Source organism: Stenotrophomonas sp. YJH_SMC_14-1 (assembly GCF_059372275.1).
The window spans coordinates 561,368-582,251 of record NZ_JCAFVK010000001.1 but is presented as its reverse complement, the minus strand read 5'-3'; the positions used below and the strand labels follow the sequence as shown (position 1 = coordinate 582,251).

The 20,884-nt window shown below is 67.0% G+C and carries 15 protein-coding genes and 3 tRNA genes; 8 read left to right on the top strand and 10 right to left on the bottom strand.

What is annotated here, in order from left to right; genetic code table 11:
• Position 1 precedes the first annotated feature (1 nt).
• Positions 2-484, bottom strand: coding sequence for a GFA family protein (locus AC5P9P_RS02835; RefSeq protein WP_329771893.1), 483 nt, complete (start codon positions 482-484; stop codon positions 2-4).
• Between the two features lie 94 nt (positions 485-578).
• Positions 579-3,038, bottom strand: coding sequence for a ribonuclease R (gene rnr, locus AC5P9P_RS02830; RefSeq protein ID WP_024957860.1), 2,460 nt, complete (start codon positions 3,036-3,038; stop codon positions 579-581).
• A gap of 128 nt (positions 3,039-3,166) precedes the next feature.
• Here rnr and AC5P9P_RS02825 point away from each other — a divergent pair.
• A tRNA-Leu gene (locus AC5P9P_RS02825) sits at positions 3,167-3,251 on the top strand.
• Positions 3,252-3,456: 205 nt separating this feature from the next.
• A tRNA-Leu gene (locus tag AC5P9P_RS02820) sits at positions 3,457-3,541 on the top strand.
• Between the two features lie 56 nt (positions 3,542-3,597).
• Here AC5P9P_RS02820 and AC5P9P_RS02815 read toward each other — a convergent pair.
• On the bottom strand, positions 3,598-4,344 hold the full coding sequence (locus tag AC5P9P_RS02815; protein ID WP_033834104.1) for a sulfite exporter TauE/SafE family protein: 747 nt from the start codon (positions 4,342-4,344) through the stop codon (positions 3,598-3,600).
• A 99-nt stretch (positions 4,345-4,443) separates the two neighbouring features.
• Here AC5P9P_RS02815 and AC5P9P_RS02810 point away from each other — a divergent pair, with 99 nt between their 5' ends.
• The 3 genes from AC5P9P_RS02810 (at position 4,444) to AC5P9P_RS02800 (ending at position 6,081) form a co-directional block, all read left to right on the top strand.
• Entirely contained in the window at positions 4,444-5,343 is a 900-nt protein-coding gene (locus AC5P9P_RS02810) for a LysR family transcriptional regulator (protein WP_495232593.1), read from the top strand.
• Positions 5,344-5,393: 50 nt separating this feature from the next.
• Positions 5,394-5,478 (top strand) — tRNA-Leu (locus tag AC5P9P_RS02805).
• A gap of 324 nt (positions 5,479-5,802) precedes the next feature.
• Complete coding sequence (locus tag AC5P9P_RS02800) at positions 5,803-6,081, top strand: hypothetical protein (RefSeq protein WP_049453161.1); 279 nt, start codon at positions 5,803-5,805, stop codon at positions 6,079-6,081.
• 111 nt (positions 6,082-6,192) lie between these two features.
• On the opposite strand, the gene emrB is transcribed toward AC5P9P_RS02800, so the two are convergent.
• From emrB to emrR, 4 genes are read right to left on the bottom strand one after another with little or no spacing between them, the layout of a single operon-like run.
• Positions 6,193-7,779, bottom strand: coding sequence for a multidrug efflux MFS transporter permease subunit EmrB (emrB, locus tag AC5P9P_RS02795; RefSeq protein WP_005408769.1), 1,587 nt, complete (start codon positions 7,777-7,779; stop codon positions 6,193-6,195).
• 7 nt (positions 7,780-7,786) lie between these two features.
• Entirely contained in the window at positions 7,787-8,968 is a 1,182-nt protein-coding gene (gene emrA / locus AC5P9P_RS02790) for a multidrug efflux MFS transporter periplasmic adaptor subunit EmrA (RefSeq protein ID WP_005408768.1), read from the bottom strand.
• 11 nt (positions 8,969-8,979) lie between these two features.
• Entirely contained in the window at positions 8,980-10,473 is a 1,494-nt protein-coding gene (emrC, locus tag AC5P9P_RS02785) for a multidrug efflux transporter outer membrane subunit EmrC (protein WP_033834101.1), read from the bottom strand.
• Complete coding sequence (gene emrR / locus AC5P9P_RS02780; RefSeq protein ID WP_005408766.1) at positions 10,470-10,913, bottom strand: multidrug efflux system transcriptional regulator EmrR; 444 nt, start codon at positions 10,911-10,913, stop codon at positions 10,470-10,472. Before emrR ends, emrC begins: the two co-directional genes overlap by 4 nt.
• Before the next feature lie 172 nt (positions 10,914-11,085).
• Here emrR and AC5P9P_RS02775 point away from each other — a divergent pair, with 172 nt between their 5' ends.
• Both AC5P9P_RS02775 and parC read left to right on the top strand, forming a co-directional pair.
• Positions 11,086-11,967 (top strand): helix-turn-helix domain-containing protein, encoded by an 882-nt coding sequence (locus tag AC5P9P_RS02775; protein WP_005408765.1) that lies wholly within the window; start codon positions 11,086-11,088, stop codon positions 11,965-11,967.
• 59 nt (positions 11,968-12,026) lie between these two features.
• The gene (gene parC / locus AC5P9P_RS02770) at positions 12,027-14,270 is read left to right on the top strand and encodes a DNA topoisomerase IV subunit A (RefSeq protein ID WP_033834099.1); all 2,244 of its coding nucleotides are present in this window, start codon (positions 12,027-12,029) and stop codon (positions 14,268-14,270) included.
• A gap of 357 nt (positions 14,271-14,627) precedes the next feature.
• On the opposite strand, the gene bfr is transcribed toward parC, so the two are convergent.
• Complete coding sequence (bfr, locus tag AC5P9P_RS02765) at positions 14,628-15,116, bottom strand: bacterioferritin (RefSeq protein ID WP_005408763.1); 489 nt, start codon at positions 15,114-15,116, stop codon at positions 14,628-14,630.
• Positions 15,117-15,239: 123 nt separating this feature from the next.
• Between bfr and AC5P9P_RS02760 the strand changes: the two genes are divergently transcribed.
• Entirely contained in the window at positions 15,240-17,567 is a 2,328-nt protein-coding gene (locus AC5P9P_RS02760; RefSeq protein ID WP_164227161.1) for a penicillin acylase family protein, read from the top strand.
• Positions 17,568-17,649: 82 nt separating this feature from the next.
• Here the strand turns inward: AC5P9P_RS02760 and AC5P9P_RS02755 are convergent, their stop codons facing one another.
• Together AC5P9P_RS02755 and asnB are read right to left on the bottom strand one after the other, a co-directional pair.
• The gene (locus AC5P9P_RS02755; protein ID WP_111108346.1) at positions 17,650-19,038 is read right to left on the bottom strand and encodes a cation:proton antiporter domain-containing protein; all 1,389 of its coding nucleotides are present in this window, start codon (positions 19,036-19,038) and stop codon (positions 17,650-17,652) included.
• A 99-nt stretch (positions 19,039-19,137) separates the two neighbouring features.
• On the bottom strand, positions 19,138-20,829 hold the full coding sequence (asnB, locus tag AC5P9P_RS02750) for an asparagine synthase B (protein WP_005408760.1): 1,692 nt from the start codon (positions 20,827-20,829) through the stop codon (positions 19,138-19,140).
• Positions 20,830-20,884 lie beyond the last annotated feature (55 nt).

Sequence of the window (20,884 nt, the reverse complement as noted above, 5' to 3'; positions counted from 1 at the left end):
GTTACCGGCTGCGCGGCGGCCAGTGCGGCGTGTCGTGGTCCGGGTGCTGATGGGACACGATGGTGGCCAGGAACTCCAGCGCCGCGATGTCTTCCTCGGTACGACGGGCCGGCAGACCGGCCAACGTATCGACGAACGGCAGCTTGCGCTCGACCCCGTACTGGATGGTCGGCGGCAGGCGCTCGGGTTCGTCGAAGGCGCCGGCCGCCACCGCCACGCCATCGGGCGCCTCGTAGGTCAATGGCGTACCACAGTCGGCGCAGAAGCCACGCCGCACCACGTTGGAGGACTGGAAATAGCGCGGCTGGCCGCGGGTCCAGCTGAACTGCACGCCGCGCACCGACACCAGCGGTGCGTAGTAGGCACCGAAGGCCTTCTGGCACATCCGGCAATGACAGATCGAACTGTCGGTCAGCGCGCCACGCACCTGGAAGCGGATCGCGCCGCACTGGCAGCCGCCACTGTATTCGGGTTGGCCTTGCATGCGATGTCTCCTGGTGGTGCCGGCCGCTGGCCGGCAACCCGTCGGTGCCGAGGGTGCCATGGATGCCGGCCAGCGGCCGGCACTACCACGGTCATCAGTATTTCTCTTTCTTCCGCTTGGCCGGCTTGCCACGCTCCGGCAGCGGCGGCAGGCCGTCGCCCTCGTCCTCGCCCTTGTGTTCGACCAGGCGGAAGTCGATCTTGCGCTCTTCCATGCTGGCCTTCAGGACCAGGATCCGCACGCGGTCACCCAGCCGGTAGCTGCTGCCGCGGCGCTCGCCGGTCAGCGTCTTGCGCGTGGCGTCGAACTTGTAATAGTCCTGCGGCAGCTGGGTCACGTGCACCAGGCCCTGCACCTTCGACTCATCCAGCTCCACGAACAGGCCGAAGCTGGTCACGCCGCTGATCACGCCATCGAACTGGCCACCCACGTGCTTTTCCATCCACGCCGCGCGGTAACGCTCGTCGACCTCGCGTTCGGCTTCATCGGCACGGCGCTCGCGCTCTGAGCACTGCAGCGCCAGCGCAGCCATTTCGCGCGCGTTGTAGGTGAACTTGTCCAGCGGCTTGCCGGACAGCGCGTGCTTGATCGCGCGGTGTACCAGCAGGTCGGGGTAACGGCGGATCGGCGAGGTGAAGTGCGCGTACGCCTCCAGTGCCAGGCCGAAATGACCGTGGTTTTCCGGGCTGTAGATCGCCAGGCTCTGGCTGCGCAGCAGCACCGATTCCAGCAGCGTGGCATCGGGGCGGTCGCGGATCTTCTTCAGCAGCTTGGTGTAATCGCCCGGGCGCACCTTCGACCACGGCGGCAGGCTCAGCTTGAACTCCTTGAGGAATTCCAGCAGGTCGGCGTACTTGGTTTCCGGCGGCTTCTCGTGGATGCGGTACGGGGCCGGCACATGGCGCGACAGCAGGTACTTCGCCGCCTCCACATTGGCCGCGATCATGCATTCCTCGATCAGCTTGTGCGCGTCATTGCGAACCAGCATGCCGGCCTGGGTCACTTCACCGCGGTTGTCCAGCACGAAGCGCACTTCGCTGCTTTCGAACTCGATGGCGCCACGCTTGGCACGCGCCTTGGACAGGACCTTGTACAGCTGGTGCAGGCGCTGCACCTGCGGCAGCAAGTCGCCCATCCAGGCCTTGGTATCGGCATCGTCCTCACCCACCGCCTTCCACACCTGGGTGTAGGTCAGGCGCGCATGCGAGTTCATCACCGCTTCGTAGAAGCGCGAATGCGTGACCAGACCGTCGCGGTCGATCTGCATGTCGCAGACGAAGCACATGCGGTCGACCTTCGGCATCAGCGAACAGATGCCGTTGGACAGCGTCTCCGGCAGCATAGGCACCACGAAGCCCGGGAAGTACACCGAGGTGGCACGCTTCTGCGCCTCTTCGTCCAGTGGCGTGCCGGGCCGGACGTAGTTGGAGACATCGGCAATCGCCACCACCAGCCGGAAGCCATCGGCGTTCGGCTCGCAGTACACCGCGTCGTCGAAGTCCTTGGCATCTTCACCGTCGATGGTGACCAGCGGCATGCTGCGCAGGTCCACGCGGTCACCGATCATCGCCGGCTCGACCACCAGCGGCACCGAGGCGGCTTCGTCCAGCACTTCCTGCGGGAACTCGAACGGCAGTTCATGGCCGTGGATCGCGGTCTCCACCACCAGCGAGGCGGTCAGCTTGTCGCCGAGCACGGCGATGATGCGGCCGATCGGCGGGCGACGGCTGTCCGGCGCCTGGGTCAGTTCGCAGACCACCAGCTGGCCGTCGCGCGCACCACCGGTCTGGTCCGGCGGCACCTGCACGTTGCGCTGCACGCGCTTGTCGTCGGGCACCACATAGTTGATGCCCATCTCGATGCTGAAGCGACCGATCAGGCGGGTCATGCCGCGCTCCAGCACGCGGGCGATGCTGCCTTCGCGGCGGCCACGGTGGTCGATGCCGGTCACGCGGGCCAGCACCTTGTCGCCGTGCATGACCTTGCGCATTTCATACGGCGGCAGGAACAGGTCGTCGCCGCCCTCGACCGGGCGCAGGAAGCCGAACCCCTCCGGGTTGGCGATCACCACGCCGGTGACCAGGTTCAGGGTCTGGATCGGGGCGAAGCCGCCGCGGCGGTTCTGCACCAGCTGGCCGTCGCGGACCATGGCGCCGAGCCGGCGCGACAGTGCTTCGGCACGGTCCGGGGCGGTCAGGCCCAGGCGTGCGCCCAGTTCCTCTGCCGTCTGCGGCCCTTCGCAACGCTCCAGCAGGGCCAGGATGGCTTCGCGGCTGGCGATGGGCTGTTCGTACTTCTCTGCTTCGCGGGCGGCATAGGGATCGTCGATCACCTTGCCGGTCGGCGGCAACTTGCGGCCCGGGGCCGGGCCCGGTGCGTCGCTGCTGCGGACCTTGCGGCCACGCGGCGGTGCGCCGCCTTCATTCAATTCGGGGAACCAGCCCGGCAACGGCTTGCCCGGCTTGGTGGTGCGGGCCGTGCCCGCCTTGGCGCCCTTCTTCGGGGCCTGGCCGCGGGAGGTGCTCCCGCCCTTGCTTGGTTTTTTGGTAGTCATCGCCCTACATGGTAGCCGTTGACGGCGTGCAGAACGGGTCAGTGGCCGTCGTGAAGGCCTTGCGTGAAAAATATTCAGGAAGTCGTTGACAGCCTGCGGATTCATCTTCACAATTGCGCCTCTGGAACGCCCAGGTGGCGGAATTGGTAGACGCACTAGTTTCAGGTACTAGCGGGTAAAACCGTGGAGGTTCGAGTCCTCTCCTGGGCACCAACGAAAAAACTCCTCGCTTCGGCGGGGATTTTTTTTGCCTGCAATCCAGCAGCGGGGTCGGATCTCTTTTCGAAGGAAAGGGCACTGCCCCCAAGCGAGTGAGATGGGGTCAGAGCCCGCTCCGCACGCGAAACGAGGTCCGACACCGGATCCAGAAAAAGTGTTGACACCCCCGTAACAACACCCCATAATCTCGCTCCTCGACGCCCAGGTGGCGGAATTGGTAGACGCACTAGTTTCAGGTACTAGCGGGTAAAACCGTGGAGGTTCGAGTCCTCTCCTGGGCACCACGTCGAGAATGAGAAAAACCCGCGAAAGCGGGTTTTTTCATGCCCGGAATCCGGCATCAGAGCAGCGGCCGCAGCACCAGTTCCAGCCCGAGCAGCAGCAGGAAACCCAGGAAGCAGCCCCGGAACACCCGCGCACTGATGCGCTGCCGGATCACCTGCCCCAGCCACATGCCCAGCAATGCCGGCAGCACCGCCAGCGCACTCAGCCCCAGCTGCTGGATGCCGAATGCGCCGTGCAGCACCAGGCCGGCGGTCAGCGAAATCGTTGACACCGTGAACGCCAGCCCCAGCGCCTGCACCAGCTCCTCGCGCTGCAACCCCAGCGACTGCAGGTACGGCACCGCCGGCATCACGAACACGCCGGTGGCGCCGGTCACCACGCCCGACAACGCACCCACCAGCGGCCCCAGCCAACGCTCGCGCCGCTGCTGCACGCGGAACACCGGCGCAAGCAACGCATAGGCGGCATAGACCACCAATGCCACGCCCAGCGCAACGCGCGACCAAGTGCGATCGACCCGCACCAGCAGCGCGGCCGAGCCCAGCGTCACCACCACCACGGCCAGCATCATCGGCCACAGGCGCCGCACGATGCGGTCCAGTGACGGCCCGGACAACAGCTGCCACGCATTGGTGACGAAAGTGGGAATGAACAGCATCGACGCTGCCGCCACCGGCGACAGCGTGCTGCCCAGCAGCCCCATCGCCACCGTCGGCAACCCCATGCCAGTCACACCCTTGACCACACCGGCCAGCACGAACACCGCCACCAGCAGCACGTAGAAGTACATCGATTCATTCATGCCTTCATTGGATCGGCCGGCTGCTCGGCGCACAATGCGGTGTTTCCGGCCTTGCCTTCGGCTGATCCGAAGGCGCAGCCGTTGCGATGAGGGCATCACATGCGGATGGATATCGCCGACCTGCGCCTGTTCCTGGCGATTGCCGAGGCGGGCAGCATCACGGCCGGCGCAGCGCAGGCAAACCTGGCACTGGCGTCGGCCAGCGAACGCCTGCGCACGATCGAAGCCGATGCCGGCACCGCGTTGGTGAACCGGCACCCCCGCGGCGTCAGCCTGACCGAAGCCGGCGCCGCCCTCGCCCACCATGCACGATTGATCCTGCAGCAGCAGGCGCAGCTGCGCGGTGAACTGCAGGCGTTCGCGCACGGCGCGCGCGGCACACTGCATCTGTATGCCAACACCGCAGCACTGACCAACTACCTGCCTTCGCGGCTGGCACCGTGGCTGGCCGAACGCCCGCGCCTGCACGTGGAACTGCTGGAGCGCACCAGCCCCGAAGTCGTGCGTGCGATCAACGCTGGCCAGGCCGAAGCCGGCATCATCAGTGATGCGGTCGACGCTGCCGGCCTGCAGCAGCACGTGGTCGCCGAAGATCCACTGGTGATGCTGCTGCCCGCGGAACACCGGTTCGCATCGCGGCGCAGCGTGGCCTTCGCCGATGTTGCCGGCGAGACCTTCGTCGCGCTGGCCGACGGCAATGCACTGCAGGCCTACATCGAAGACCAGGCACGCGGCATCGGGCGACGCCTGGACGTGCGCATCCGCATGAAGACCTTCGAAGGCGTGTGCATCATGGTCGGCCACGGCATTGGTGTCGGCATCGTGCCGCGCACCATCGCCCGCCATCATCGACGCAATACCCGTACTGTTGCGGTTCCGCTTGCAGATGCGTGGGCACAGCGCCGCCTGTGCGCCTGTTTCGCCGGATGGGCGCAGCTGTCACCGGCGATGCGCAGCCTGCTGCTTCACCTGGGCGTGCAGCCGCAGAAAAATGTGTGAAATGTTGTTGACACACTCTCTGCCGTCCCGCACAATTCATCTCCTGAGTCGCCCAGGTGGCGGAATTGGTAGACGCACTAGTTTCAGGTACTAGCGGGTAAAACCGTGGAGGTTCGAGTCCTCTCCTGGGCACCACGACTCAAGATGATCAAACCCGCGAAAGCGGGTTTTTTCGTTTCCGGGGTTTGGCGATCCTGGCATCGCAACCGCCACTCGGACTGTCGTATCTCGCACCGTCCGGGCGTCGTCTGCGGGTGCATACCTCCTCCTGGCGCGTCGTCACCAGACCTTGAACGGCCCCCTTTTGGGGCGCATTTCACGCTCCCCGTTCAATTCGTACTTTTCCTAGTCGAGATCCACCCGATTCCTTTTCGGTGGGAGGCAGATTTGCGGGAGCCGGTTGCAGGTGTATCGCCACGACCTGACCAGCGCCCCTCCTCTCCCCCAAAGGACGCACCAATGCAGCGCAGCATCATCTGCCCACACTGCCATACCGGCTCGAACCACGGCGTAAGCGTATGCGTGGGATGCCAGGCCGAGGTCCACTACGGCGCATCAAAGGAGGCCGTAATGCTTGTCTTTGTCGCCGCCATCATCTGCGGCGCACTTGTCGGCAGCCGATTTCAGGCCACTGCCGGCTGGCTCGCATGCGGCGCCATACTTGTGGCGGGGATCTGGGCCATTTCCCGATGGTCTTCCGACCGGGTGGTGTTCAAACGCGTCTATCGCACGCGCTGAACCTGCGCCGTTGCACCACCCCGAGGGCAATGCCCGCGCGACCAGCGTCGCCCCAACAAAAACCCCGCCTCGCGGCGGGGTCAAAATACAGCACGGTGTTTCCAGGGAGTTTCAGTGTCCACCACCGGCGGCTGCACCCGCACCTGCGCCGAATGGCGGCTTGGCCAGCCACAGGAACGTAATGATCGCCAGGAAGATCCAGCCCAGCAGGAAGAAGATGTCGTTGAAGCCCATCTGCGATGCCTGGTGGTTGATCATGTTGTTCAGTACCGCTGCGCCGTGCTGCAGGTCGCCCTGCCCCATCGCCGTGACCTGGTCCTGCATGCCCGGCTGATAGGCCGAGATATGCTCGGTCAGGTCGGCATGGTGCACCTGGGTGCGCCGCGCCCACAGCCACGTCGTCAGCGACGCCGCGAAACTGCCACCCAGCGTACGCAGGAACGTGGCCAGGCCGGAGCCCGCCGCGATCTCGCGTCCATCCAGGTCCGACAGCAGGATCTGCAGCACCGGCATGAAGAACAGCGCGACGCCGATGCCCATGATCAGCTGTACGCCGGCCACGTGCATGTAGTCCACCTGCAGGTTGAAGTTCGATCGCAGGAAGCTGGTCATCGACAACACGATGAACGCGACCGTGGCCAGCATGCGCATATCGAAGCGCGACGCATACTTGCCCACGAACGGGGTCATGATCACCGGCAGGATGCCGATCGGCGCCGTCGCCAGGCCCGCCCAGATCGCGGTGTAGCCCATGTCACGCTGCAGCCACTGCGGGATCAGCAGCGCCACGCTGAAGAACGCCGCGTAGGCCACCACCATCGCCAGCGTACCGGCGCGGAAGTTGCGGTGCCGGAACAGCTTCAGGTCAACGATCGGATCCTTGTCGGTCAGCTCCCAGATCAGGAACACCGTCAGCGTCACCACCGCCACGCAGGCCAGCACCACGATCTTCATCGACGAGAACCAGTCCTCGTCGTTGCCCAGGTCGAGGACCAGCTGAAGCGCACCGACGCCGATCACCAGGGTGACCAGGCCGACGTAGTCCATCTTCGGCTTCTCGATCTGCTCCGGGCGCCCCTTCAGCTGGTTGCCCACCACCAGCGCAGCGAAGATGCCCAGCGGCACGTTGATCAGGAAGATCCACTCCCAGCTGTAGTTGTCGGTGATCCAGCCACCGAGGATCGGGCCACAGATCGGCGCAACCACCGTGATCATCGCCAGCAGTGCCAATGCCTGCCCGCGTTTCTCGCGCGGATAGATCGAGACCAGCAGCGACTGCGTGATCGGGTACATCGGGCCGGCAACGAACCCCTGCAGCGCACGCGACAGCACCAGCATGCCCATGCTCTGCGCCAGGCCGCACAGCAGCGAGGTGATGACGAAGGCCAGCGTGGCCCAGACGAACAGCTTGCGTTCGCCGAAACGGCGGCTGAGCCAGCCGGTCAGCGGCAGCGCGATGGCCGTGCTGACCGCGAACGAGGTGATGACCCAGGTCGCCTGCTGCGAACTGGCGCCGAGATTGCCGGCGATGGTCGGCAGCGAGACGTTGGCGATGGTGGTGTCGAGCACCTGCATGAACGAGGCCATCGCCAGGCCCACGGTGCACAGTGCGACGCTGGGCGGCAGGAACCCGGAGGCCGCACCCGGCGCCGCCGGTGCGCCCGGAGCGCCGGGCGCGGCTGGAGCTTGTGCGGACATGGCGACCTCAGCCCACCTTCGCCTGCTGCTGCGGCAGGTTGCCCTGGATGATCGTGTGGATCACCTCGTCGGCATCATGCAGCTGCTTGGCATACACGTCGGTGTCGAACACCGTGCCCTTGGCCGGAGTGCTCGGCAGCACTTCGCCCTTCTGGTCGCGCAGGCTCACTTCAGCCTTCATCGACAGGCCGATGCGCAGCGGGTGTTCGGCCAGCTGCTTGGCATCGATGGCGATGCGCACCGGCACGCGCTGCACGATCTTGATCCAGTTGCCGCTGGCGTTCTGCGCCGGCAGCAGCGAGAACGCGGAGCCGGTGCCCAGGCCAAGGCTCTGGATGCGGCCCTTGTACTTCACGTCACCGGCGTACAGGTCCGACTTCAGCTCCACTTCCTGGCCCAGGCGCATGTGGCGCAGCTGGGTTTCCTTGAAGTTGGCCTCGACCCACATCTGCTCGGTCGGCACCACGGCCATCAGGGCATTGCCCGGCTGCACGCGCTGGCCGACCTGCACCGAACGACGGGCGACGTAGCCGGTGACCGGCGCGACGATGCCGGCGCGGGCGTTGTTGAGGAAGGCCTGGCGCAGCTGCGCGGCAGCCGCCTGCACGTCCGGCTGGGTGGCGATCACGGTGTCGTCGACCAGCGCGCGGTTGCGCTCGACGGTCTCGCGCGAGCCGGCCACGGCCGCTTCGGCGGCAGCCAGCTCGTCACGGGCGTGGGCCAGTTCTTCGTTGGAGATGGCGCCGGTGGCGGCCAGGTCCTTGCGGCGGGCGAAGTCTTCGCGCACGCGCTTCAGGGTCACCTGGCGGGCGTTCAAGTCCGCCTGGGCGCCTTCCACGCTGCGGTACAGACCACGGGTCTGGCGCACCGTCTTGGCCAAGTTGGCTTCGGCCTGCTGCAGTGCCACCGCGGTGTCGGACGGGTCCAGCTGCACCAGCAGCTGGCCGCGCTCCACGCGCATGCCGTCATCGGCGTTGATGGCGACCACGGTACCGGCCACCAGCGGGGTGATCTGCACCTGGTTGCCCTGCACGTAGGCATCGTCGGTCTCTTCGAACCAACGGCCGAACATGAAGTACCACAGCGCCAGTGCGGCAAGCAGCAGCACGACGATCACGAACAGGCCGCGCAGCAGGTTGCCGCGGCGGTTGGGGGCGGCCGGGGCCGCGGTGTCTTGGGTCTGGCTCATGGCGGGCGTCTTCAGGAATGCGAGGAATCGGAATGGGAGGCGATCGGTGCGCGGTCGGCGTCAGCGGGCTGGAAACCACCGCCCAGCGCCTTGCTCAGGCGCACCGAGGACTGCACCTGCTGCGACTGCAGGCCGGCCAGCTGCTGCTGCGACTGCAGCAGGGTGGACTGCGCGGTCAGCACGTCCAGGTAGCTGCCGATGCCGGCGCGGTAACGCTGCTGGGCCAGGTCGAAGGCCGAGCGTGCGGTATCGACCGCCTGCTGCTGCGAGTGCGCCTGCTGCGCCAGCGAGCGCACCGCGTTGACCTGGTCGGCGACGTCGCGCAGTGCGTCGAGCACGGCCTGGTTGTAGTTGGCCACCGCCAGGTCGTACTGCGCATCAGTGTTGGCCAGGTTGGCGCGCAGCTTGCCGCCTTCGAAGATCGGCAGGCTCAGCGCCGGGCCGATGTAGGCGAAGGTGGAGCTGCTCTTCAGCAGGTCGCCCACGTTCGGAGCGACCACGCCGGCCAGCGCGGTCAGGTTGAAGCTCGGGTAGAACCTGGTCTTGGCAACCTTGATCTGCTTGTCGGCCGCTTCAACGCGCCAGCGTGCGGCAACGATGTCGGGGCGACGGCCCAGCAGTTCGCTGGGCAGCACGCCCGGCAGCTGCAGCGCCACCGGGTTCAGCGGCTGCGGGCGCTGGATCGACAGGCCACGGTCCGGGCCCTTGCCGACCAGCGCGGCCAGTGCGGTGCGGGCCGCGTCGATCCGCTGCTGCGCAGCCTGCACCTGCTGCTGGGCGGCCGGCACGCGGGCCTCGGCCTGGCGCACCTGCAGGTCACTGTCGATGCCGGCGCGGCGGCGCTGGCGGGTCAGTTCCAGCGACTTCTGCGAACGGGCCAGCTCTTCCTCGGCCACATCGTTGAGCTGCCACGCATAGGCCAGGTCGGCATAGGCCTGGGTGATGCCGGTGGACAGGTTCAGGCGGGCCGCCTGCGCCTCGACAGTGGCGGCATGCGCGCCATCCACGGCGGCTTCCCAGGCGGCGCGCTTGCCGCCCCACAGGTCCACGCCATAGCTGAAGTCGAAGGCGACCTGGCTGCTGCCGGCGTAATGGCCACCGATCTCGCTGCCTGCCATCGACTCAGGCAGGCGCAGCCCGGTATAGCCACCGGACACCGACAGGCTGGGCAGCTCATCGGCACGTGCGGTGCCGACCTGGGCCTGGGCCTGGCGCAGGCGCGCGTCTGCGGCGTCCAGGCTCGGGTGGCCGGCCAGGCCCTCGGCGACCAGCGCGTCCAGCTGCGCATCGCCCAGCGCCTTCCACCAGTCCTGCGCCGGGAAGCCGGTGGCGCTCAGGTCGGTGTCGGCCAGGGTGCGTTCGCTGTGCAGGCTGTCCACGTCAAGCACGTGGCCCTGCGGGTTGAGACCACGACTGCTGGCGCAGGCGGCCAGGGCCAGGGCCAGCGCTGACACCAGCAGCGCGCGCCCGGACCGGCGGAGAGTGGAATGCGGGATCGGGTTCATGGGGTCGTCAGGGAATCGCGGATTCGGGTAAGGAGGGACAGCAGCAGCGTGCGCTCGTCGGCGGAAAGATCACGCAGGGCGTAATCCATCACCGCGTCGCCACGCAGCTTCAACCGCGCCCACAATGCGCGGCCTTCATCGGTCAGCACGATCTGCAGCGCACGCCGGTCCTGCGCATGCGGTTCGCGGCGGACGCAGCCCAGTGCCTCGAGCTTGTCCAGCAGGCGGGTGACTGCGCTGGGTACCTGGTCGATGGCCTGGGCCAGTTCGTTGGCCGTGCACGGGGCCATGTGCGAGAGCACCTTCAACCCGATGTAGTGGGTGAAGCCGATCCCCAGGTCTTCTTCAGCCATGGACGCGTCGAGTTGCCGGACCAGGCCGTCGCGCACCTGGCGCAGCAGCAGCCCGAAGCTGGGGGGAGTGGTTGCAGGACAGATCATGGGGGAGCATTCTCTTCCAAAAAAAATATTTCTCAATGGAAATATTCGATCTGGCATCGAATGCTGTGTTGCAGCAGTGGGCTGGATCAATGAAGGCGCCTACCTTAATGATCTGGTCAGGTGGCCCGGTAGTACAATTCAGCCAATGGATGACACATTTCAGCCAGCGGACATGATGAACAAGGCAGAAATTCCCGCTCCCAAGCGCCTGCTCAGGGACGACGCACTGGATTGGTTCGAGCGCAACGATGGCCCACCGGTGGTCGCTTTCCGCTTCGACAGCCCGCAGGGGCTGGTCCGGGAAGTGGACTGGCACCACCACCAGCGCGCCCAGCTGATCTGTGTCGAGCGTGGCCTGCTGACCACCCGCACCTCGCACGGGACGTGGTCGCTGGCGCCGGGCTCGGCCGGCTGGATGCCGCCGCTGGAGCCGCATACGGTGACCCTGGATGGTCCGCTGCGCGGTTGGGGCATGGCACTGGCCGCGCCGGCCTGCGCCACCCTGCCCGCCGATCCCTGCGTACTGGGCCTGTCCAAGCTGGCGCAGGCGCTGGCCGACCGCATCTGCGAATGGCCGCTGGGCTATGACACCACGCCCGAGCGCCAGCACATCATCGAGGTGCTGCTGGACGAGATCCGCACCGCGCCGCGCCAGCGCATGCACCTGCCGATGCCGCACGACCGGCGCCTGCTGAAGATCGCCTCGCAGCTGCTGGCCGACCCGTCCGACGAGCGCAGCCTGGCCGAATGGGCGCATTGGGCCGGCCTGTCGCCGCGCAGCCTGACACGTCACTTCCGCGACGAGACCACGCTCAGCTTCGCCCAGTGGCGGCAACAGGCCCGCCTGTCCGAAGCCCTGCGCCAGCTGACCGATGGCCGCAGCGTGGCCGACATCGCCCATGCACTGGGCTTCAGCAGCGCCAGCGCCTTCGTCACCGTGTTCCGCCGCCACTTCGGGCTGCCACCGGGGCGCTACCTGGCGCGGGCCGGGCATGGCCTCGAAACCGGGCTGGACCCTGCACGTGGCTTGGCATCCCCCGCCGCATCCGGATAATCACAGGATTGCGAGCGGCGACCGCCGTCGCCGCCTCCCGACATAGGTAACAACGCCGCATGACCGAACTTGCCCGCCCCGTGTTCCACGGATTCGAACAACTGCCGCTGCGCGAGTACGCCGAACGCGCCTACCTCGACTACTCGATGTACGTGGTCCTGGACCGCGCCCTGCCGTTCATCGGCGACGGCCTGAAGCCGGTGCAGCGCCGCATCATCTATTCGATGAGCGAGCTGGGCCTGAATGCCGCGTCCAAGCCGAAGAAGTCCGCGCGCACCGTCGGTGACGTCATCGGTAAGTACCACCCGCACGGCGACAGCGCGTGCTACGAGGCGCTGGTGCTGATGGCGCAGCCGTTCTCGTACCGCTACCCGCTGATCGAGGGCCAGGGCAACTTCGGCTCCAGCGATGACCCGAAGTCGTTCGCGGCGATGCGTTACACCGAATCCAAGCTGACCCCGATCGCCGAAGTACTGCTGGGCGAACTGGGCCAGGGCACCACCGACTGGGCACCGAACTTCGACGGCACCCTGCAGGAACCGACCTGGATGCCAGCGCGGCTGCCGCACCTGCTGCTGAACGGCACCACCGGCATCGCCGTGGGCATGGCCACCGACGTGCCGCCGCACAATCTCAACGAGATCGTCAGCGCACTGCTGCACCTGCTGGACAACCCCGATGCGACCGTGCGCGACCTGTGCGAGCACGTGCAGGGCCCGGACTACCCGTCCAGCGCCGAGATCATCACCGCCGCCAACGATCTGCGGAACATCTACGAGACCGGCAACGGCAGCGTGCGTGCGCGTGCGACCTTCAACAAGGAAGCCAACAACATCGTGGTGACGGCGCTGCCGTTCCAGGTGTCGCCGTCGAAGGTGATCGAGCAGATCGCCGCGCAGATGCGCGCCAAGAAGCTGCCGTGGCTGGAAGACATCCGCGACGAATCCGACCACGCCAACCCGGTGCGCGTGGTGCTGGTGCCACGTTCCAACCGCGTCGACGCCGACCAGCTGATGGGCCACCTGTTCGCGACAACGGACCTGGAGCGCAGCTACCGCGTCAACCTCAACGTGATCGGGCTGGACGGCCGTCCGCAGGTGAAGAACCTGAAGATGCTGCTCAGCGAATGGCTGACCTTCCGCAGCAACACCGTCACCCGCCGCCTGCAGCACCGCCTGCAGAAGGTCGAGCGCCGCCTGCACCTGCTGGAAGGCCTGCTGGTCGCCTTCCTCAACCTGGACGAGGTGATCCACATCATCCGTACCGAGGACGAACCGAAGGCAGCGCTGATCGCGCGCTTCGGCCTGTCCGAGGAACAGGCCGAGTACATCCTGGAAACCAAGCTGAAGCAGCTGGCCCGCCTGGAAGAGATGAAGATCCGCGGCGAGCAGGACGAGCTGGTCAAGGAACGCGAGAAGATCCTCGGCATCCTCGACAGCAAGGCCAAGCTGAAGAAGCTGATCCGCGACGAACTGACGGCCGACGCCAAGAAGTTCGGCGACGCGCGCCGTTCGCCGCTGGTGCAGCGCCAGGCCGCGCAGGCCATCGACGAGACCGAGCTGGTGCCGAGCGAGCCGATGACCGTGGTGCTGTCGGAAAAGGGCTGGATCCGTGCCGCCAAGGGCCATGAAGTCGATGCGTCCGCCCTCTCCTACCGCGACGGTGATGCCCTGCAGGGCGCGGTGCGTGCGCGCAGCACCCAGCAGGTCGCGTTCCTCGACAGCGAGGGCCGCGCCTACTCGACGCCGGTGCACACCCTGCCCTCCGCGCGTGGCAACGGCGAGCCGCTGACCGGCCGCTTCTCGCCGGCAGCGGGTACCAGCTTCGTGACCCTGGCCAGTGCCGAGCCGGATGCCCGCTTCGTGCTGGCCTCCAGCCATGGCTACGGCTTCGTCACCCGCTTCGAGAACCTGATCGGTCGCAACAAGGCCGGCAAGGCGATGCTGAACCTGTCGTCCGGCTCGTCGGTGCTCACCCCGTCGATGGTCGCCAACGTGGCCACCGACCGCATCGTGGCGGTGACCAGTTCCGGCAACCTGCTGGCGATCGCCGCCAACGACCTGCCGGAACTGGACAAGGGCAAGGGCAACAAGATCATCGAGATCCCGAAGGCCAAGCTCGCCACTGAACGCGTGGTCGCCATCGTGGCGATCAGCCCGGGGCAGACCCTGCAGGTGCGCAGCGGTCAGCGCACGATGGGGCTGAAGTTCAACGAGCTCGACGCCTACCTCGGCGCCCGCGCCACCCGCGGCCACCTGCTGCCGCGCGGCTGGCAGAAGGTGGAAGGGTTGTCGGTGGAATAAGGGCTTGGGCCCTGCCCCTGGTGGGTGTCAACCTTGGTTGAGGTGGGTGTCAACCTTGGTTGACACGCATTACCCCGGCAAACGCCAACCTCGGTTGGCGTTTTCGATCCCAATGGGGTCAGAGCCGTTTTCGTTGAAAACGGATCCGACCCCGGACACGAAAAAGCCGGGGCATTCCCCGGCTTTTTCGTTGTCGGCTGGCGGGCGATGGAGCAGCTGGCTGGCGAAGGCTGGCTGGCGGTGCTCCGGTGCTGGCGGGCGACATTGCTTTGTGCGCCTGGTAGAGCCGACCGCTGGTCGGCTGCTCTGCAAAAAGCAGCCGACCAGCGGTCGGCTCTACCGAAGCGCGGTGCCGGCTCAGTGCGCCGGGGCGCCGTTGCCGTCGATCTTGCTCAGCTGGTACAGCTCCAGGCCGATGCGCTTGATCAGGCCCAGCTGCTGCTCCAGCCACCAGGCGTGGTCTTCCTCGGTGTCCTTCAGCTGGGCCAACAGGATGTCGCGGCTCACGTAGTCACCCTTCTCCTCGCACAGCTTCATGCCGGCGGCGAGATTGTTCCGAACCGCGTATTCAGTGTCGAGATCCTTCTGCAGCATCTCTTCCACGGTCTTGCCCGGCTCGGTGGCGTGGGGGCGCATGTCCGGGTCGCCGCCCAGGAACAGGATCCGGCGCAGCAGCGCATCGGCGTGCTGGGTTTCCTCTTCCATCTCGTGGTTCAGGCGTTCGTACAGCGCGAACAGGCCCTGGTCCTCGTAGCGGCGGGAATGGATGAAGTACTGGTCGCGGGCAGCAAGCTCGCCGCGCAGCAGTTCCTTCAGGCAGGCGATGACGTCCGGGTTGCCTTTCATGGGGGGCTCCTGTGAATCGATGCGGCATAGGGTGCCGCATTTCAAAATACGGTGATCTAATCGGAATCAGTCGCAGTTGCGCCTGCGGCTACAATCGGCCCACGAGTTCGGAAAGGACGTGCGATGCGACGTACATGGCGTTGGGTGCTGGGCGTGTTGGTCGCCATCGTGCTGGTCACCGCACTGGTCCTGTGGCTGCTGCTGCGCGGCAGCCTGGCCGACCTGGACGGCGAGCATGCGCTGCCCGGCCTGGCCAGGCCGGTCACCATCGAGCGCGATGCGCTGGGCGTGGTCACCATCACCGCCACCAGCCAGGCCGACGCGATGCGCGCATTGGGCCGCGTGCATGCGCAGGAACGCTATTTCGAGATGGACCTGATGCGCCGTAGCGCCGCCGGCGAACTGTCCGCACTGTTTGGCCCGAAGGCGATCGATGCCGACAAGCGCATGCGCGTGCATCGGCTGCGCGCGCGCACCGAGGCGAACATGCAGGCTGCGCTGGGCGACAACGTCGACGCCGTGAGCGCCTATGTCGGTGGGGTCAATGAGGGCCTGGCCGGCCTCTCCGTGCGGCCATGGGCCTACCTGCTGCTGCGGCAGTCGCCGCAACCGTGGCAGGCCAGCGACAGCGTGCTGACCGGGCTGGCCATGTACGCCGACCTGCAGGACCCCGGCAACCAGACCGAGCTTGCACTGAGCCGCATCCGCGCAGTGGTGCCGCCGGCGCTGTACGCATTGATCGCCCACGACGGCACCGAATGGGATGCACCGCTGTTCGGCGAACCCACCGGCAACGCCGCCCTGCCCGATGCCAGCCAGCTCGACCTGCGCACGCTGAAGGGAAAACCGGGCACCGGGCAGGAAGAAGCCGACGCCGTCGGCAGCAACAACTTCGCGGTGGCCGGTGCGCTCACCGCCGACGGCCGCGCCATTGTTGCCGACGACATGCACCTGGGCCTGCGCGCACCCGGCCTGTGGTTCCGCGTGCGCCTGCGCTACCCCGACCCGCAGGCCGCTGGCGGCCAGGTCGACGTCACCGGCTTCTCGCTGCCGGGCCTTCCGGCCGTGATCGTCGGCAGCAACGGGCACGTCGCCTGGGGTTTCACCAACAGCTACATTGACACGGCGGACTACCGCACCGAACCGGCCAACGCCGCAGTGACGGTGCATGAAGAACGGATTGCGGTGGCCGGCCAGGCCGATGTGCGGTTCCCGGTACGCGAAACCGCTTGGGGACCGATCCTGCACACGCATGCCGATGGCAGCGGCGACGCGCTGCGCTGGGTCGCCCAGCTGCCCGGTGCGGTGCGCCTGGACTTCGGTGACCTGGCCCGCGCCGGTGACCTGGACAGTGCCCTGCAGTTCGCCGACCACGCCGGCATCCCTGCACAGAACCTGGTGGTCGGCGACCGCAGCGGACGCATCGCCTGGCGCCTGATCGGCGCCCGCCCCGACCGCGGTCCGGGCTGTGCACCGGCCGGCTTCACCGCCGCCAACAACCAGGACTGCGCCCCCTGGCCGATCCGCAGCGACGCCTCGCCGGCATTGATCGACCCACCGAACCATCGCCTGTGGACCGCCAACGGCCGCGTCCTCGACGGCGAGGCACTGGCCAATGTCGGCAACGGTGGTTATGACCTTGGCGCCCGCGCGCGGCAGATCCGCGATCTGCTCGCCATCCAGGACCGTTTCGACGAGCACGATCTGCTGGCGATCCAGCTCGACGATCGCGCGGTGTTCCTGCAGCGCTGGTGGGCCCTGCTGCACGACGTCATCGAGCGCAGTGACGACCCTGCACTGAAGCGTTTGAAGGAAGTCAGCCATCAATGGGGCGGTCGTGCCGCGGCCAGTTCGGTCAGCTACCGGGTAGTACGTGAATTCCGCACCCAGGTGATGGAGACGTTGTCCGATGCACTGCTGGCACCGGCCAATGCGCAGCTGGGTGATGACTACCTCGACCCGCGACTGGCGCAGCTGGAAGGCGTGGCCTGGCCGATGCTGCAACAGCGTCCGGCCCATCTGCTGCCACCGGCCTTCGACAGCTGGGATGCGCTGCTGATCGACGCGGCACGCCGTACCGAGAGCGAGCTGGCCAAGCAGGGACCACTGTCGAAGCGCACCTGGGGCGAACGCAACACTGCGGCGATCTGCCACCCCATCGCACGGGCGCTGCCGGGCATCGCCAAGCGCTGGCTGTGCATGCCCGCCGACCAGCTGCCCGGCGACCGTGACATGCCACGCGTGCAGACGCCGAACTTCGGTGCTTCCGAGCGCATGGTGGTCTCGCCCGGCCACGAGGCCGACGGCATCGTGCACATGCCGGGCGGCCAGAGCGGCCATCCACTGTCACCTTACTGGGGCGCCGGCCACGAGGACTGGGTGCATGGACGGCCGACGCCCTTCCTGCCCGGCAAGGCACAGCACGTGATGACACTGGTGCCGGCGCGGTAGTGCCGGCCGCTGGCCGGCAACCTCTTGTTGCTGGGCACACCTGCGTGGATGCCGGCCAGCGGCCGGCACCACCGTTCAACGCTCAAGCCCTGCGACGCTCGATCAGGTTCAGCAGCGGCCCGGTCATCGCCGTGGTCACCAGCGCCATGACCACCAGCACCGCAAACAGGCGGTCGCCGAGCAGGCCCAGCTCGTAACCCAGGTTGAGCACGATCAGCTCCATCAGGCCACGGGTGTTCATCAACGCGCCCAACCGCCACGCCTCGCGCGTGGGCATGCCGGCACTGCGTGCAGCACTGAAGGTGCCCAGCAGCTTGCCGGCCGTGGCCACCACGATCACCACCCCGCACAACACGATGTCGCTGGCTTGCAGCGCATCGGCACGCATGCGCAGGCCGGTCATGGCGAAGAACAACGGCAGCAGCAGGGTCACCGCAAACGGTTCGACGCGGGCCATCAACAGGTCGCGCAGCTGCGCGTTGGACGATACCGCGACGCCCGCCGCGAAGGCACCGAACAGCGCGTGGATGCCTAGCATTTCGGTGATCAGGGCACTGCCCAGCGACAGCAGCAGGATGCCGAGCAGCCAGCGTCCTTCACGGCCCGGCGCGATCTGCTGGCGGGCAAACCACGGCTTCACCAGCCCCAGCATCAGCGCCACGAAGGCGACCACGCACAGCAGGTTGAGGCTGGCCGGCAGCCATCCACTGGCCTGTGCAGCCGCCACGATCAGTGCCAGCAGGCACCATGCGGTGGCATCGCCCAATGCCGCGCAGGCGATGGCGGTCTGCCCCAGCGACGTCTGCGCGATGCCGCGGTCGGCAAGGATGCGCAGCAGCACCGGGAACGCGGTGATGCTCATCGAGATGCCGACGAAAAGTGCGAAGGCAGTGAAGCCCACGCCCTGCGGGCCGTGCTGCGGATACAGCCAGATCGCCAACGCGACGCCGAGCACGAACGGCACCGCGATGCCGGCATGGCTGACCGTGAAGGCGAAACGCCGGCGGCCGCGCAGTGCCGCCAGGTCCAGCTCGGCACCGGCCACCAGCAGGAACATCAGCACGCCCAGCTGGCTGAGCATGCCCAGCGGGCCCAGCGAACTGACCGGGAACAGCGCACCATGCAACTGCGGCAGCAGGCTGCCGAGCACCAGCGGGCCCATCATCAGGCCGGCCGCCATCTCGCCAATCACCGCCGGCTGGCCCAGCCGCTTCAGCAATGCACCGGCGCCCTTGGCTACCAGCAACAGCACCAGCAGCTGCAGCAGGAACAGGCCCAGCGGTGACGCCAGATGCTGCGCCCAGCTGCCTTCGGCAGCAACCGTGGCACGGGCGACCATCTCGGGGGCCGCCGGCCCGGCATACCGCGCCAGCAGCACGCCGGCCAGCAACGGCACCCCGGCCCACGCCAGATAACGCCATCCCCATTTCGTGGGCGGCGCGTTGCCGCCTGCCTGTACGTCCATGAACATTCCCCAATGCGCAGGGGGCGATCATACAAAAAGGGGACGGAGGGGATTAAGTCGTTTGTGCCACTAACGACTTAATCCCCTCCGTCCCCTTTTTGGGGCTTAGGCCAGTGCCTGCTCGTGCACGCCGGCGATCGCGCGTCCCGAAGGGTCGGCAGCTGCGGCGAAGCTGGCGTCCCAGGCAATGGCCGCCGGCGACGAGCAGGCGATCGACTTGCCGCCCGGCACGGTCTCCGCGGCCGCACGGCTGGGGAAGAACTGCTCGAACAGGTGGCGGTAGTAATACGCCTCCTTGGTCTGCGGCGGGTTGTGCGGGAAGCGCTTGTCGGCCGCCGCCAGCACGCGGTCACTCACCTGCGCCTCGGCATGCGCCTTCAGGCCGTCGATCCATCCATAGCCGACGCCATCGCTGAACTGCTCCTTCTGACGCCACAGGATGCTGTCCGGCAGGTAGCCGTCGAACGCCTCGCGCAGCACCGCCTTTTCGATGCGGCGACCGCCAAAGCCGGCACCGACCATCTTGTGCGCGGCATCGAAGCGCATCGCCACGTCGAGGAATTCACGATCCAGGAACGGCACGCGCGGCTCCACGCCCCAGGCCATCATCGACTTGTTGGCACGCAGGCAGTCGTAGTTGTGCAGCGCGTCGAGCTTGCGCACCAGCTCCTCGTGGAATTCACGCGCATCCGGCGCCTTGTGGAAATACAGGTAGCCACCAAAGATCTCGTCGCTGCCCTCGCCGGAGAGCACCATCTTCACCCCCATCGCCTTGATCCGCCGCGCCAGCAGGAACATCGGCGTCGAGGCGCGAATGGTGGTGACGTCGTAGGTTTCGATGTGGCGAATCACTTCCGGCAGCGCATCGAGACCTTCCTCGAAGGTGTACTCGAAGCCGTGATGCACGGTACCCAGCGCTTCGGCAGCAATGGCAGCGGCAGCCAGATCGGGCGAGCCCTTCAAGCCGATCGCGAACGAATGCAGGCGCGGCCACCAGGCTTCGGTCTGCCCGCCATCCTCGATGCGGCGACGTGCATAGCGCGCGGCTACCGCCGCCACCAGCGACGAGTCCAGGCCACCGGACAGCAGCACGCCGTACGGCACGTCGCTCATCAACTGGCGTTCCACTGCATGCTCGAAGGCCTGGCGCAGTTCGGCCAGATCGGCCTGGCGACCCTGCACGTCGGCATAGTCACGCCACGGTTGCTGGTAGTAGCGCACCAGTTCACCGCTGGCACTGTCGAAATAGTGGCCCGGCGGGAACTGCGCGACATCGGCACAGGTATCGACCAGCGCCTTCATTTCCGAGGCCACGCGCAAGCGCCCCTGGGCGTCGTGGCCCCAGTACAGCGGCACCACACCGACCGGGTCGCGCGCCACCAGCACGCGTCCACTGTCACGGTCCCACAGCGCGAAGGCGAAGATGCCGTTGAGCTGTTCCAGCCACTGCGCCGGCGCGCCGCCCTGGCGGTACAGCGCGTTGATCACCTCGCAGTCCGAGCCGGTCTGGAAGTCGTAGGTGGTGGTCAGCGCTGCCTTCAACGCCTGGTGGTTGTAGATCTCGCCGTTCACCGCCAGCGCCAGCTGGCCATCGGCCGACAGCAGCGGCTGCGAACCACCGGCCGGATCGACGATGGCCAGCCGTTCATGGACCAGCAGCGCACCTTCGTCGAGGTACACGCCGCTCCAGTCCGGGCCACGGTGGCGCTGGCGTTGCGACAGTTCCAGCGCGTGGCGGCGCAGGGTGGGAAGATCGTCACCGGCCTGCAGGCCGAAGATTCCGAAGATCGAACACATGGGGGAGCTCCTGTTGGGGAATTTCACGGGTGGGAAGGTGTTCGACCGGCCATCC

Bases quoted from the DNA above. Each gene is read 5' to 3' on its own strand.
- AC5P9P_RS02835 (WP_329771893.1), bottom strand. From the start codon at position 484: ATGCAAGGCCAACCCGAATACAGTGGCGGCTGCCAGTGCGGCGCGATC.
- rnr (WP_024957860.1), bottom strand. From the start codon at position 3,038: ATGACTACCAAAAAACCAAGCAAGGGCGGGAGCACCTCCCGCGGCCAG.
- AC5P9P_RS02815 (WP_033834104.1), bottom strand. From the start codon at position 4,344: ATGAATGAATCGATGTACTTCTACGTGCTGCTGGTGGCGGTGTTCGTG.
- AC5P9P_RS02810 (WP_495232593.1), top strand. From the start codon at position 4,444: ATGCGGATGGATATCGCCGACCTGCGCCTGTTCCTGGCGATTGCCGAG.
- AC5P9P_RS02800 (WP_049453161.1), top strand. From the start codon at position 5,803: ATGCAGCGCAGCATCATCTGCCCACACTGCCATACCGGCTCGAACCAC.
- emrB (WP_005408769.1), bottom strand. From the start codon at position 7,779: ATGTCCGCACAAGCTCCAGCCGCGCCCGGCGCTCCGGGCGCACCGGCG.
- emrA (WP_005408768.1), bottom strand. From the start codon at position 8,968: ATGAGCCAGACCCAAGACACCGCGGCCCCGGCCGCCCCCAACCGCCGC.
- emrC (WP_033834101.1), bottom strand. From the start codon at position 10,473: ATGAACCCGATCCCGCATTCCACTCTCCGCCGGTCCGGGCGCGCGCTG.
- emrR (WP_005408766.1), bottom strand. From the start codon at position 10,913: ATGATCTGTCCTGCAACCACTCCCCCCAGCTTCGGGCTGCTGCTGCGC.
- AC5P9P_RS02775 (WP_005408765.1), top strand. From the start codon at position 11,086: ATGATGAACAAGGCAGAAATTCCCGCTCCCAAGCGCCTGCTCAGGGAC.
- parC (WP_033834099.1), top strand. From the start codon at position 12,027: ATGACCGAACTTGCCCGCCCCGTGTTCCACGGATTCGAACAACTGCCG.
- bfr (WP_005408763.1), bottom strand. From the start codon at position 15,116: ATGAAAGGCAACCCGGACGTCATCGCCTGCCTGAAGGAACTGCTGCGC.
- AC5P9P_RS02760 (WP_164227161.1), top strand. From the start codon at position 15,240: ATGCGACGTACATGGCGTTGGGTGCTGGGCGTGTTGGTCGCCATCGTG.
- AC5P9P_RS02755 (WP_111108346.1), bottom strand. From the start codon at position 19,038: ATGTTCATGGACGTACAGGCAGGCGGCAACGCGCCGCCCACGAAATGG.
- asnB (WP_005408760.1), bottom strand. From the start codon at position 20,829: ATGTGTTCGATCTTCGGAATCTTCGGCCTGCAGGCCGGTGACGATCTT.